The following is a 12,496-nucleotide window of genomic DNA, read 5'->3' as shown; positions in this document are numbered from 1 at the left end:
CAGCGCTCCCGCGTCACGCGCCAAACAGGCCGCGGAGCGCGGCGACGACGCCCGCTAACGCTGAGCCGATCGCGGAGAAGGCCGCGCCGAAGGGGGCGTAGGCCATGTCGAAATAGGGGTTGAGCGGAGCGAACGGGCCGTTGAACACCGGGATCGGGAGCCCGAGCCACCGCTGGAACACGATTACGCAGAACAGCGTGAGCGCCAACGTAAGCGCGACCGCGAGCTTGACCGTCGAACGACGGCTCGCGAAGGCGGATATGGCGACGACGAGCGCCACGGAGGGAGCGAGCCCCAGCCACCGGATGGTCAGCCCGAAGACGATCGGCGATATCAGGATCAGGGCGGCCCCGCGCCATGGCACCGTCCCAATTTCGACCGAAGGCCGCCCGAACGACTTGAGCAGGATAATGACGCCCAGCAGGCCGAGGACGCCCGCAAGCAGCAGCGGGAAATACCCCGGCCCCATGCGAAGCGCGGTGCCGATCGTGAGATCCATCGTGCCGAGGGCGAAGGCCGCGGCGATTGCGATGAAGATGCCGCCCGCCGCGGCGTCGCGAGTGTTCACTTGCATCATGAGGCCCTTTGACGGTCCGTCGCGCCGAAAGCTGCGCGCGCAAGACGAGCGGCCCCCGCCCGCCGGCGGCCCCTCGCCGCTGGCGCGCGAAGGGCCGCGACTTCAGGTCAGTCGGCGTAGACGCCGGCGGCCTTGATGACCGGAGACCAGCGATCGATCTCGGAAGTCAGCTTGGTCTTCAGCCCCTCCGGCGTCGCCTCGGCGTCCGAAGACGGCGTCGTGCCGAGATCCGCGAACCGCTTCACCACGGCCGGGTCCTTCAGCGCCTTCTGCAGGGAGGCGGAGAGCTTCTGCACGATCTCGGACGATGTGCCCTTCGGTGCGTAGACGCCGTGCCAGATGCCGACCTCGAAGCCAGGCAGGCCCGCTTCCGCGGCGGTCGGCACGTCCGGGAGCGCGGCGAGGCGCTCCTTGCTCGTGGTGGCGTAGGCTTTGATCTTGCCGGACTTGATCTGGTTGGTGGTGTTGGTGGTCTGGTCGCACATGACGTCGACCTGGCCGCCGACGAGATCGGTCATCGCAGGTCCGGTGCCCTTGTAGGGGACGGTGGTCAGCGGGGTTTCGATCTTCGACATGAAGAGCATGCCGCAGAGATGCGACGCCGCGCCGATGCCGGCGTTGGCGTAGGTGACCTGATCCTTGTTGGCCTTGGCGTAGGCGATCAGGCTCTTCAGGTCGGTCGGCTCGAAATTCGCGCGCGCGACGAGCGTCATCGGAACCTCGGTGACGAGGCCGACATATTCGAACGCGTTGAGCGTGTCATACGGCAGCTTGCGGTACAGCACCGCGCTGGTGGCCATGCCGATGTGATGCAGGAGGAGCGTGTAGCCGTCCGGGTCGGCCTTCGCCACGCGGCCCGCGCCCAGCGTGCCGCCGGCGCCGCCGACGTTCTCGATGATGATCTGCTGCCCGAGATCCTTGCTCATCGACTCCGCGACGAGCCGGCTGACGGTGTCGGTCGGGCCGCCGGCCGCGAACGGCACGACCATCGTGATGGTGCGGCTCGGGTAGTTCTGCGCCTGCGCGGGCGCAGCGAAGATCGCCGCGAACGTTGCGGCCGCGGCAAGATGCTTCAGCATGGAGTTCCTCCCAGAATACGCCCCGGCGAGGCGGTTTATCCGCGTTGGCCGCGGTATGACTTTTCGCCGGTCGGCCGGCGGCTACGCGTTTTGCGCAACCCTGATCCGCCCCGCTTATGGGTCATCCTTAAGTCGGACGCAACAGCGGATTAAGGCCATATGACGGCATAGGTAAAACCCCTCCCCCGCTCACGATCGCGGCGCCGAAGCAGTTCTGGCGACTGGGAAATCCGATTTCTCTGGCATGCCAGAGCGGCTGCGGCGGAGACCGTTCGCGGTCGGACGACGGTAGGTCCTCCAGACGTCGTTTGTCGAACGACCAGATCCGCGTCAAGGCGACGGGAGGATAAGGCGACGGGAGCGAACCGGCTCGAGCGCGGCGCGTCGGACATCTCCGGGCGAGCCGCCCGGAGATGTCCGACGGTCTCAGGCGCTGATGGCGGCCTGCGCGTTCACCTGCTGACGCTTGACCGTCAGCTTGTTGAGCGCGGCGACGTAGGCTTTGGCGGAAGCGACCAGCGTGTCGGGATCGGCGACCTTGGCGGAAACCGTCTTCTCGCCCTCCTCCAGCCGCACCGAGACTTCCGCCTGGGCGTCCGTGCCCTCGGTCACCGCATGCACCTGATAGAGCGCCAGGCTGGCCTCATGCGGCGCGACGCTGCGGATGGCGTTGAAGATCGCGTCCACCGGGCCATTGCCGGTCGACTGAACGGTGGTGTGCACGCCTTCGATGTCGAGCGTCAGCGTGGCCGACTGCGGGCCCATGGTGCCGGCGATCACGATGAGCGACAGCACCTTGATGCGGTCGTTGCCGGAGGCGATCTGGTTGTCGACCAGCGCCTCGATGTCCTCGTCGTAGACGTGCTTCTTGCGGTCCGCGAGCTCCTTGAACCGGGCGAAAGCGTCCTGCAGCGCGTTCTCGCCGAGTTCGTAGCCCAGCGCCTTCAGCTTGTCCTTGAAGGCGGCGCGGCCCGAATGCTTGCCCATGACCAGCGAGGTCTTGGTGACGCCGACGGTGGCCGGCGTCATGATCTCATAGGTCTCGTTGTTCTTCAGCATTCCATCCTGGTGGATGCCGCTCTCATGGGCGAAGGCGTTCTTGCCGACGATCGCTTTGTTGTACTGCACCGGGAACGAGGTCGCGGCCGACACCAACCGCGAAGCGCGGGTGAGCAGGGTCGACTCCACGCCGGTCTCGTAGGGAAGAGCGTCCCGGCGCGTCCGCAGCGCCATCACGATCTCCTCCAGCGCCGCGTTGCCCGCGCGCTCGCCGATGCCGTTCACCGTGCATTCGATCTGCCGCGCCCCGCCGGCGAGGCCGGCCAGGGAATTCGCCACCGCGAGGCCCAGATCGTCATGGCAGTGGGTCGAGAAGATCACCTTGTCCGCGCCCGGCACCCGCTCGCGCATGGCGACGAACATGGCCCGGTACTCGTCGGGCGTCGCGTAACCCACCGTGTCCGGCAGATTGATGGTGGTGGCGCCGGCCCGGATCGCCGCCTCCACCGCGCGGGCGAGATACTCGTGGCCGGTGCGGGTGGCGTCCATGGCGGACCACTCGACGTCGTCCACCAGATTGCGCGCCTGAGCGACGGTCGTCGCGATGATCTCGAGCACCTCCTCCTCCGTCTTGCGCATCTGGTGCTTCAGATGGATCGGCGAGGTGGACACGAAGGTGTGGATGCGCGGCCGCTTCGCGAAGCGCACCGCCTCGCCGCAGCGGGCGATGTCGCCGGGGATGGCGCGGGCAAGGCCCGCGACGACGGCGTTCTCCGTGCGGCGGGCGATCTCGGCCACCGCCTCGAAGTCGCCGTTGGAGGCGATGGGGAAACCCGCCTCGATGATGTCGACGCCCATGCGGTCGAGCAGATGCGCGACCTCGAGCTTCTCGTCGAAGGTCATGGTGGCGCCGGGGCACTGCTCGCCGTCGCGCAGCGTCGTGTCGAAGATCACGACGCGTTCGTTTGCTGCGGTCATGTCGGTCTGGTCCTTCGTCGGGCGCGTCGTCGGCTCATGCGGCTCGATGCGAAACGCCGTTTGTCCTGCGGTTCAGCCGTCCGGTCCCCTGAGCGCCAGGGCGCTCGCGCCCGGCCGGCCCTCAGGGGCGTGTAAGGAGCAGGCGAAGCGCAAGCGGACGCGCGCGTTCGACGGCCGGGAAGGCCGGAACGACGGTCGCGATGATGTCGCCGCTGGCGCGCATGACATGTCCGAAGCGAAAACGTGGGGATGATGTACTGCGAACCAGCCTCTCGATCAACGCCCCAGCCGCGGCCGCACGCGCGCTACTACGGACTTGTCGTCGGCGACGCGCCCGTCGATGCTTGAGCCTCCGGTTGCAGCCAGGGGACCGCCATGAAGACCGCCGCCGCCGCATGCCTGATCGCGCTCGCCGCGATTGCGACGCCAGCCGGCGTCGCCGGCCAGGACGACGCGCTCAAGGCGCCTCGCCCGGCCCCGCCCGCGGCGAGGGCCTCCACCACGCCGAACCCGAGCGATCTCGGCGCGGCGATGATGTCCGCCGAAGTCGACGCCGACGGAACGCTGCTGATCGGCGAAGGCGCCGTTTCCTCGGTCCGAACCGGTAATGGACAGTATCAGGTCGGGTTTGGCCGCGACGTCCGCAACTGCGCCTTCAGCGCGACGAACCAGTCCGTCAGCGGCGCCCCGCCCTTCGTGCAAAAGTACGGAGTCGAATGGCCCGAGGGGATCTTTGTCGGGCATCTGGAAGGTGGAGCCTATTCCAACGCGCGCTTCTACCTGATCGCCGTCTGCGGCCGATAGGAGCGGAACGGCTCGGGCGTCACCGCGACAGGAGCCGCTCCACCGCCGCATGGACGTAGTCCGGCGAAGCCTCCGTGAGTTCGGACGCGGAGCGGACGAGGATCACGCCATCGAGCTCCGGCTCACGCTCGGCGCGGATATGGGCCTCGACCCGCTCGGCGAGCTCCCGCGCGTCGAGCGGGCTGTCGAAGCGGCGGACGCAGGCGACGAGGTGGCCCGCGAGCACGCAGATGCGCTCGTCCGTGGGCGTGACCAGCGGAGCCGCCAGCCCGGTCTCCTCCGCGAGTTCGCGCGCGATCGATCCTTCGAGGTCGACGACGTCGCCCGAGACGTCGCCGAGATCGGGCGTGCCGGCGGGAAAGTAGATGCGGCCCGCATTCGCCGTGTGCTGCGCCATGCGGCCGAGCAGGACCGCGCCGTCAGACGAGACGACCGCGGCCGCTCCGAACACGTTGCGCACGCCCCGCTCGGGAAAGTTCTTCGCGCGCCACCACAGGAAAGTGGAGAAGCCGGTCTCCGCGTAGCGCGCCGAAAGCCGGCCGTCCTCGATCGAGAGCCCGTCGCACAGCAGCACGCGGCCGTCATACATCCTGGGCTTGGCGGCGACGGCCTCGGCCCAATGCGCCGCGATCGCCTCGGAATCGGTCAGATCAAAACACAGTGACTCGCCGCCGAGCCGGCCGTCGAACCTCGAGACCCGGACGACCTGTACGCTCACGGCAGGAACAGCGAGCCTTCGGCCACCACCACGGCCGACCCACCGATCGTCGCCGAGGCTAGGCGGCCTTCCGACACCCTGAGCCCGAGTTCGATCACGCTCGGACGGCCCATCTCGTAGCCCTGACCGATTTTCAGCGCGTGCTCGCCGTTCCCCGGCCGATCGAACGCCATGACCGCGCCTGCGAAGGCGGCGACCGCCGAGCCCGTCGCCGGGTCCTCGAACGACCCCCGCACCATGCGGGCGCGGAACGCCTGCCCCGGATCGCCGGTCTCGCGGGTGTAGACGAAAGCGGCCCGGCGCGCGTCGCCGGCGAAGGCCGCGTCCCAGCGCGCGAGGTCCGGGCGCAGCCGCGCCAGCGCGTCGAGTCCGCTCACGGGCACGAAGGCGAACAGGTTGCCGGCGTCGAAACAGGACGGCGCGTGGCCTTCGAAGCCGATGTCGGCGGGGTCGAGCCCCAGAGCTGCGGCGGCCGCCGCGACGTCGGGGACGGGTCCCGCCGGCGCCGGCAGCTTCGGCAGGACGAAGGTGGCGCGTCCGGACCGCTTTCCTGTGGCGGCGGCGCGGCAGGGCACGACGCCGACGGCCTCCTCGAGCTCGAACGTCGCGTCCCGGCCCTTGCCGGCGACGGCGTCCATCAGCCCGAGCAGCACCGCAGTGCCGACGGTCGGGTGGCCCGCGAACGGCAGCTCGCGGTCCGGCGTGAAGATGCGCAGCCACGCCTTGCGGCTCTCGTCCTCGGCCGGCAGCAGGAACACCGTCTCCGACAGGTTGAACTCGCGGGCGATCGCCTGCATGCCCGCCGCGTCGAGCCCTCGGGCGTCGAGCACGACGGCGAGCGGATTGCCGGCGAGCGGGCGGTCGGCGAAAACGTCGAGGATCACGTAAAGGCGGGACATGGCGACGGCGTAGCACGAGCTTTCGCCCTGTCGCCAGCGGGATCAGACCCGCGCCGCCGGCGGCAGCGTCAGGCCTGCGCGGGGCTGAGCGACGGCAGGCGGCGTCGCAGGGGCGTCGCGAGAAACAGGCCGCAGGCCAGCGCCAGCGGCGCGATCGGCGCGCCGATCATGTGCAGCGGCACGATCGCGACCGGCAGCAGCAGAAGCAGGCCGGCGGCGCGTCGCTCGGCTCCCGTGAGATTCTCGCGCCCGGAGATCCACCAGATGACGGCGCCGGCCAGCGCGCAGAGGTCATAGTTGAACGCGTAAGGCGTCGCGAGCGCGGCGGCGACGGTCAGCACGAGGGCGCGGGTCGCGACGTCCGAGGTCCGGCGGAACGTCGTCCAGACCGCCGCGGCCGCGACGACGAGGCCGAGCCCCTGCAGGCTCCAGGTGAGCGTCGACGGAAGATCCGCGATCGCGCCGGAGGGGGCGATCGACACCATCATGAAGCGGTGAAAGGCGGATATGTCCGACAGCAGCGCGAGCTGGTAGTCGGCGGTGGTCGTGAGCCAGAGGCGCCACGGCTCAAGGCCGTAGAGCAGAAACGCGAGCGCCGCGAGCGCGAGCGCCGTCGCCGCGGCCGCGGCGATGACCCGCCACGCGCCGGCGGCGATCAGCGCGATCGGAATGAGCAGGCCGAGCTGCGGCTTGATCGTGAGCAGGCCGATCAGGACGCCTGCGAGGATCGGCCTGCGGTCGACGCAGGCGACGGCCGCGAGCAGGGCCGCGCCGAGCAGCAGGCCGTTCTGTCCGGTGACGACGCACCAGAACGCCGCCGGCGACAGCGCCGCCGCAAGGGCCCCGATCCGGCGCGCGCCGACGGGCAGGCCCGCGGCGACGACGGCCGCCAAAGCGGCGAGGCCGCCCAGGGTCCAGAGCGCCAACGCGCCGCCATAGGGCAGCCAGGAGAACGGCTGCAGCACGATCAGCGCATGCGGGGGATAGGACCAGTTGAAGAACATCTTCAGCGGCTGGCCGAAGACGTCCTGCAGCAGATCCGGATAGCGCAGGAGGTCGCCGAGCGCGGCCGCGCCGTGCTCCGCCGCGACGCGCGGCGCGCCCCAGACGTTGATGAAGTCGCGCCCGAGCGGATGCCCGGTCACGTCCTCCCAGTTCCCCGCGGGCAGGAAGAACCGCGCGACGAGCACCGCCGCGAAGACGAGCCCGGCGAGCGTGACTTCGATCAGCAGCCGGCGGGCCGAGGGCGACATGAAGCTTACTCCCTGATGGCGGGAGCCTGCCTCGAGACCGCTTAAGGAGACGCCAACGCCGCGCGCTCTACACCGGCTCCGGGGTGAAAATCCGGCTCGGACGGACGAACTCGTCCTGCGCGGCGACGGTGAGGATCTCCCGCGAGCCGGCCTCGGCGGTCGCCTTGAGCAGGCCGTAGACCGAGGAGCCGGCCCGCGACAGCGCCTCGGCGGCCGAGCCGGTCGTCAGCAGATGCACGAAGAACAGCGCCGCGATCGCGTCGCCGGCGCCGTTCACGGAGACCGGCAGCAGGGGGGTGCGCAGGCGAAACGCGCCCTGCCCGTCCACGGCCAGAAGCTCGATCGCATCGTCCGGCGTCTCGGGCGTCTGCAGGCTGGTCACGAGCACCGTCTCCGGCCCCCGCGACCGCAGCATCCGGGCGGCCGCGACCGCCGCGCCGAGCGAGCCGACGGAGAAGCCGGCGAGCTGCTCGAGCTCGAACTGGTTGGGCGTGACCACGTCGGCCGCCGGCACGGCGCGGTCGCGCATGAATTCGGGAATGCCCGGACGCACGAACACGCCGCGACCGACGTCGCCGATCACCGGATCGCAGCAATAGAGCGCGCGGGGGTTGGCCGTCTTGACGCGGGCGACCGCCTCGAGGATGGCGTCGCCGATCGCGGCGTCGCCCATGTAGCCGGACAGAACGCCGTCGCAGGACGGCAGCGCGCCGCGCTCGTCGATGCCCGTCACGATCTCCCGGATCGCGTCCGCGGGAAACACCGTTCCGCGCCACGCCCCGTAGCCGGTGTGGTTCGAGAACTGGACCGTGTTCACCGCCCAGACCTCATGGCCGAGCCGCTGCATCGGGAAGGTCGCGGAGGCGTTGCCGACATGCCCGTAGGCGACGTGGCTCTGGATCGAAAGAATGTTCATGCCCGGCCCGTCCGGTGCGGAGAAGCGTCGCCCTTCTCTACGGCCATCGCTGCGCGCGCGTCGAATTCCTATCCGTGACGCGCGCGATCGTATCCCGTGACGTTCAGCCGAAATAGCCGCGCAGGAAGGTCGCGCCTGGCGCGAGCAGGATGTAGGCCCACACGATCGCCGAGGTCGCGTTCGCGAACTGGAACAGCCAGAACGACATCTGGAACATGCCCGCGACGAACGGCACGAAGGAGCGGATCGGGCTGATGAAGCGCCCGATGAACACGCCGGCCGCGCCCCACTTCTTCACGAAGGCCTGAGAGCGCTCGATGATCTGCGGCCGCTCCCGCACGGCCTTCCAGTCCAGCACCTTGTCCTTGAGCTTGAAGCCGAGCCAGAACGACACCCAGTCGCCGAGGAAGCCGCCGAGGGCGACGCCGGCGAAGATCGGCCAGAACGCGATGTTGCTGGCGCCGATCAGCGCGCCCACGCCCACGAACAGCGGCGTCGACGGCACCGCGAGCGAGAGCCCGACGATCGATTCGAGAAAAGCCAGCACGAACACGATGACGGGCGCCCAGGCTTCGTGCTCGCGCACGAACTCGAGCACCGCGCTGACGATCTCGTGGAAGCTCATGGGTTTGGGTCGTCCGGCTGCGGAAGGCGAGATGTTGTGTCCTGCTTCGACGGCGCGCGCAACCGAAGAAGCTGACCCTCACGCCGCCCGCAGCGCGTCCGCAGCCGTCGTGGGGCGGACCGCGATGGTCGCGACATTCGTTCCGGCCGGGGCCGCGAGCGCGAAGGCGACCGCGCGCGCGACCGCGTCGGGAAGCGCCGCGCCGGCGCGGCGATCCGGCAGCGCGACGACGCTGACGTCCGGCCCTCCGCAGCCGCGTCGTGATCCGTCCGCGCCTGCCGGAAGCGCGACGTGGCGCTCGTCTTCGCGGGCGACGACCACCAGCGCGCCGACGCCGAGGCGCTGGAGAACGCCCATCGAAGCCGCGGCCGACCGACGGTCGGTCACGACCGCGTCCACGCCGCCGAACGCGCCGGCGCAGAGCGCGACGACCGGCTCGACCAGACCGCCGCCGTCGCCTGCGATCGCGAGCGCGGCGATCTCGGCGCCCTCCCAGCGCAGCTCGGCGACGAGTTCGGCGATATGGTCAGCCTCCGCCGCCCCGAGGGCCAGGCGCGCGCCCTCCCGGGCGAGACGCCGGACCGTGGCCTCCAGGAGAGACGGATCGAGCCCGAGCACCGCGATCGCCTGTCCGCGCAACGCCGCCATGGTCTCCGCCTTCTTCGCCCCGCCGCCGGCCCATCCGGCGCGCCCCATGGACCAAAGCATGAGGCCGAGACGGCCGACGCCGATAGACGGATGCTCCAAACCTCTTGCACGATTCTCCAGATGTGCCGCCGCGCTCTCGCGCGCTCGTCCGCCAGCGCCTAACTTGCCGCTCGGGGACAAGACGAGGCGCGACCCTGCAAATCAAGCGGGGCGCGTCGTTTGCTTGGAAGGGCGAATCCATTGCCGCATCTGAACGCACTCGCCGCGCTGATTGCGCGATACGCCCCCACAGACGGCACGCATGACACGCCGGTTCCGAACCTGACGCTCTACCGTTCGTCGCAGCCGACCGAACCGACGCACGGCATGTACGAGCCGGCCTTCTGCATCGTCGCGCAGGGGCGCAAGCAGATCGAGCTCGCGGGCGAGACCTACATCTATGACGGCGCGCGCTCGCTGATCGTCTCCGTCGACCTGCCGGTGGTCGGCCGCGTCATCGAGGCGACCGAGAACGAGCCCTATCTCGGAGCCAAGCTCTCGCTCGATCCGAAAGCGCTCAATGCGCTGCTGATCGAGCACCGGCTCGACCGGCGCGAACCGCCCGCGGGCGTGGCGGTGTCGCTCGCCGACACGACCGGCGAAATGCTCGACGCCTTCACGCGGCTCGTCGGGCTGCTCGCCGCGCCGCACGACATCGGCGCGCTGGCGCCGCTCGCCGAACGCGAGATCCTCTACCGCCTGCTGACCGGGGCGCTCGCGGCCCGCGTGCGCCAGATCGCAACCGCCGACAGCAAGATCAGCCAGGTGAACCGCGCGATCGACTGGATCAAGCGCAACTTCAACCAGCCGTTCCGGATGGAGCAGGTGTGCGCGGCGGCGAACATGAGCCCGTCGGCGCTGCACGCGCATTTCAAGACGGTGACGTCCATGAGCCCGCTGCAATACCAGAAGCACCTGCGGCTGCAGGAGGCGCGGCGGCTGATCGTCAGCAACGCGCGAGACGCCGCGACCGCGGGCCATGCGGTCGGCTACGAAAGCCCCTCGCAGTTCAGCCGGGAGTATCGCCGGCTGTTCGGCGCGCCGCCGATCCGCGACGCGGCCCGGCTGCGCGAGACGCCCGCGGCCGAGCTGTCGGTGGGGTGAGGCCGACGCAGAACGGCCGGGCTTGTCGCCCGGCCGTTCGCTCATCCGATCCGGGCCAGATCAGTTCTTGGACTTGTCGACCATGGCCTTGGCCTTGATCCAGGGCATCATCTCGCGCAGGCGCGCGCCGACTTCCTCGATCTGGTGGGCGTCGTTGCGGGCGCGGGTCGCCTTGAACGAGGTCTGGTTGACCTTGTTCTCCAGCATCCAGTTGCGGGTGAAGATGCCCGACTGAATGTCGGTCAGCACGCGCTTCATCTCCGCCTTGGTCTCAGGCGTGATGATGCGCGGGCCGGTGACGTACTCGCCGTATTCCGCGGTGTTGGAGATCGAGTAGTTCATGTTGGCGATGCCGCCCTCATAGATGAGGTCGACGATCAGCTTCACCTCGTGCAGACACTCGAAATAGGCCATCTCCGGCGCGTAGCCGGCTTCCACCAGCGTCTCGAAGCCGGCGCGGATCAGCTCCACGAGGCCGCCGCAGAGCACCGCCTGCTCGCCGAACAGGTCGGTCTCGCACTCTTCCTTGAAGGTGGTCTCGATGATGCCGGCGCGGCCGCCGCCGTTGGCGGAGGCGTAGGAAAGACCGATGTCATGGGCGTTGCCCGAGGCGTCCTGGTAGATCGCGATCAGCGACGGCACGCCGCCGCCCTTCAGGTACTCGCCGCGCACGGTGTGGCCGGGGCCCTTCGGGGCGACGAGCAGCACGTCGAGGTCCTTGCGGGGCTCGATCAGGTTGAAGTGGACCGAGAGGCCGTGGGCGAACAGCAGCGCCGCGCCTTCCTTGAGGTTCGGCTCCAGGCTCTCCTTGTAGATGTCGGCCTGCAGCTCGTCGGGCGTCAGCAGCATCACCACGTCGGCGATCTTGGCGGCTTCCGCCGGCGGCAGCACCCGGAAACCTTCGGCCGCGGCCTTCTGGGCGGTCGCCGAGCCCGGACGCAGGGCGACGATGATGTTCGGCACGCCGGAATCGCGCAGGTTGAGCGCGTGGGCGTGGCCCTGGCTGCCGTAGCCGATGATGGCGACCTGCTTGCCCTTGATGAGGTTCAGATCGGCGTCGCGATCGTAATAGACGCGCATTATGGTGTCCTTCCCGATGGCTTCTGTTGCGTTTCAGCCGGCCATCGCCGGCGTTTTCGTCGCCCCGTAGAGGGCAAGGAACTGGTCGACGGCGCGGCGCGCGTCCGCGGCGGCGTCGATGGCGAAACGGTCGCCGAGCAGCCGCCGGATCTGCACGTCCCGCCCGGCGAGCCCGAAGAAGGTGCGGAACGCCTCCTCCGCGTCGTCGAACGCCACCAGGCCGGCGGCGCGCGCGTCGAGGAGCAGCGGCTTCAGCCGCTCGCCGATCGCGAAGCGCCCATTGGCCAGCACGATGCCGCCCAGCGTCTCGGCCTGCCCGATCGCGATCCGGTTGAGCGCGACCGAGGTCTCGGACGAGATCACGGTCAGCCAGTTGGCCGCGAAGCCCTCGAGGCTCTCGCGCAGAGCTCCGGCGTCGAGATGCTGGCGGTCATAGGCGCCGGCCCGCACCTTCGAGGCCTGCCACCGGACGGTTTCGGTCAACAGGCCCTCGCGGTCGCCGAACCATTTGTAGAGCGTCTCCTTGGAGCAGCTCGCGCGGCGGGCGACCGCGGTCATGGTCAGCGCAGCGGCGCCCTTCTCGACCAGCAGCGCGAGCACGACGTCGAGCACGGCTTCCCGCCGCCCCGCCGTCCCCTCGCCCGCGCTGTCCAGACCGATCTCGTTCACGTCGCCGTACCGTACGTTACGGTTCGGTCGTATGGACGATCCCGCCTGCGCTGACAAGGGCTGTTTTCGGGACGTGAGGCGACGTCTCGGAACCCGCGTAGAGCGGTG

At 69.6% G+C, this 12,496-nt stretch carries 13 protein-coding genes; 2 read left to right on the top strand and 11 right to left on the bottom strand.

The features are described from left to right. Positions 1-13 precede the first annotated feature (13 nt). The 3 genes from PKE78_RS13165 to PKE78_RS13155 all read right to left on the bottom strand — a co-directional run bounded on the left by PKE78_RS13165 (position 14) and on the right by PKE78_RS13155 (position 3,633). Positions 14-568 (bottom strand): tripartite tricarboxylate transporter TctB family protein, encoded by a 555-nt coding sequence (locus tag PKE78_RS13165; RefSeq protein WP_271201361.1) that lies wholly within the window; start codon positions 566-568, stop codon positions 14-16. A gap of 116 nt (positions 569-684) precedes the next feature. Then, positions 685-1,656: a tripartite tricarboxylate transporter substrate binding protein BugD gene (locus PKE78_RS13160; protein ID WP_271201360.1), complete on the bottom strand. Its 972-nt coding sequence runs from the start codon at positions 1,654-1,656 to the stop codon at positions 685-687. A 426-nt stretch (positions 1,657-2,082) separates the two neighbouring features. After that, positions 2,083-3,633 carry a 2-isopropylmalate synthase gene (locus tag PKE78_RS13155; protein WP_271201359.1) on the bottom strand — a complete coding sequence of 517 codons (1,551 nt, stop codon included), beginning with the start codon at positions 3,631-3,633 and terminating at the stop codon, positions 2,083-2,085. A gap of 375 nt (positions 3,634-4,008) precedes the next feature. Here PKE78_RS13155 and PKE78_RS13150 point away from each other — a divergent pair, with 375 nt between their 5' ends. Beyond that, complete coding sequence (locus PKE78_RS13150; RefSeq protein WP_271201358.1) at positions 4,009-4,437, top strand: hypothetical protein; 429 nt, start codon at positions 4,009-4,011, stop codon at positions 4,435-4,437. Between the two features lie 19 nt (positions 4,438-4,456). Here the strand turns inward: PKE78_RS13150 and PKE78_RS13145 are convergent, their stop codons facing one another. The 6 genes from PKE78_RS13145 to PKE78_RS13120 form a co-directional block, all read right to left on the bottom strand. Next, entirely contained in the window at positions 4,457-5,155 is a 699-nt protein-coding gene (locus PKE78_RS13145; protein ID WP_271201357.1) for an NUDIX hydrolase, read from the bottom strand. Further along, positions 5,152-6,054, bottom strand: coding sequence for a PhzF family phenazine biosynthesis protein (locus PKE78_RS13140; protein WP_271201356.1), 903 nt, complete (start codon positions 6,052-6,054; stop codon positions 5,152-5,154). Before PKE78_RS13140 ends, PKE78_RS13145 begins: the two co-directional genes overlap by 4 nt. Before the next feature lie 68 nt (positions 6,055-6,122). Further along, positions 6,123-7,307 (bottom strand): glycosyltransferase family 87 protein, encoded by a 1,185-nt coding sequence (locus PKE78_RS13135; RefSeq protein WP_271201355.1) that lies wholly within the window; start codon positions 7,305-7,307, stop codon positions 6,123-6,125. A 67-nt stretch (positions 7,308-7,374) separates the two neighbouring features. Next, the gene (gene pdxY / locus PKE78_RS13130) at positions 7,375-8,223 is read right to left on the bottom strand and encodes a pyridoxal kinase PdxY (RefSeq protein WP_271201354.1); all 849 of its coding nucleotides are present in this window, start codon (positions 8,221-8,223) and stop codon (positions 7,375-7,377) included. A 103-nt stretch (positions 8,224-8,326) separates the two neighbouring features. After that, complete coding sequence (locus PKE78_RS13125; protein ID WP_271201353.1) at positions 8,327-8,848, bottom strand: DedA family protein; 522 nt, start codon at positions 8,846-8,848, stop codon at positions 8,327-8,329. A gap of 78 nt (positions 8,849-8,926) precedes the next feature. After that, positions 8,927-9,544 (bottom strand): Rossmann-fold NAD(P)-binding domain-containing protein, encoded by a 618-nt coding sequence (locus tag PKE78_RS13120; protein ID WP_271201352.1) that lies wholly within the window; start codon positions 9,542-9,544, stop codon positions 8,927-8,929. A 192-nt stretch (positions 9,545-9,736) separates the two neighbouring features. Here PKE78_RS13120 and PKE78_RS13115 point away from each other — a divergent pair, with 192 nt between their 5' ends. Then, positions 9,737-10,639, top strand: a complete 903-nt coding sequence (locus PKE78_RS13115; protein ID WP_271201351.1) for an AraC family transcriptional regulator — start codon at positions 9,737-9,739, stop codon at positions 10,637-10,639. Between the two features lie 60 nt (positions 10,640-10,699). Here PKE78_RS13115 and ilvC read toward each other — a convergent pair whose 3' ends face one another. Beyond that, a complete protein-coding gene (gene ilvC, locus PKE78_RS13110; RefSeq protein WP_271201350.1) occupies positions 10,700-11,719 on the bottom strand; it encodes a ketol-acid reductoisomerase in 1,020 nt (339 codons plus the stop codon). Positions 11,720-11,752: 33 nt separating this feature from the next. Then, positions 11,753-12,388, bottom strand: coding sequence for a TetR/AcrR family transcriptional regulator (locus PKE78_RS13105; RefSeq protein ID WP_271201349.1), 636 nt, complete (start codon positions 12,386-12,388; stop codon positions 11,753-11,755). Positions 12,389-12,496 lie beyond the last annotated feature (108 nt).

The organism is Methylopila turkensis, from assembly GCF_027922325.1.
GTDB lineage: Bacteria > Pseudomonadota > Alphaproteobacteria > Rhizobiales > Methylopilaceae > Methylopila > Methylopila turkensis.
This window is presented reverse-complemented; position numbering and strand designations above follow the sequence as displayed.

Bases quoted from the DNA above. Each gene is read 5' to 3' on its own strand.
- pdxY (WP_271201354.1), bottom strand. From the start codon at position 8,223: ATGAACATTCTTTCGATCCAGAGCCACGTCGCCTACGGGCATGTCGGC.
- PKE78_RS13155 (WP_271201359.1), bottom strand. From the start codon at position 3,633: ATGACCGCAGCAAACGAACGCGTCGTGATCTTCGACACGACGCTGCGC.
- PKE78_RS13120 (WP_271201352.1), bottom strand. From the start codon at position 9,544: ATGGGGCGCGCCGGATGGGCCGGCGGCGGGGCGAAGAAGGCGGAGACC.
- ilvC (WP_271201350.1), bottom strand. From the start codon at position 11,719: ATGCGCGTCTATTACGATCGCGACGCCGATCTGAACCTCATCAAGGGC.
- PKE78_RS13135 (WP_271201355.1), bottom strand. From the start codon at position 7,307: ATGTCGCCCTCGGCCCGCCGGCTGCTGATCGAAGTCACGCTCGCCGGG.
- PKE78_RS13140 (WP_271201356.1), bottom strand. From the start codon at position 6,054: ATGTCCCGCCTTTACGTGATCCTCGACGTTTTCGCCGACCGCCCGCTC.
- PKE78_RS13125 (WP_271201353.1), bottom strand. From the start codon at position 8,848: ATGAGCTTCCACGAGATCGTCAGCGCGGTGCTCGAGTTCGTGCGCGAG.
- PKE78_RS13150 (WP_271201358.1), top strand. From the start codon at position 4,009: ATGAAGACCGCCGCCGCCGCATGCCTGATCGCGCTCGCCGCGATTGCG.
- PKE78_RS13160 (WP_271201360.1), bottom strand. From the start codon at position 1,656: ATGCTGAAGCATCTTGCCGCGGCCGCAACGTTCGCGGCGATCTTCGCT.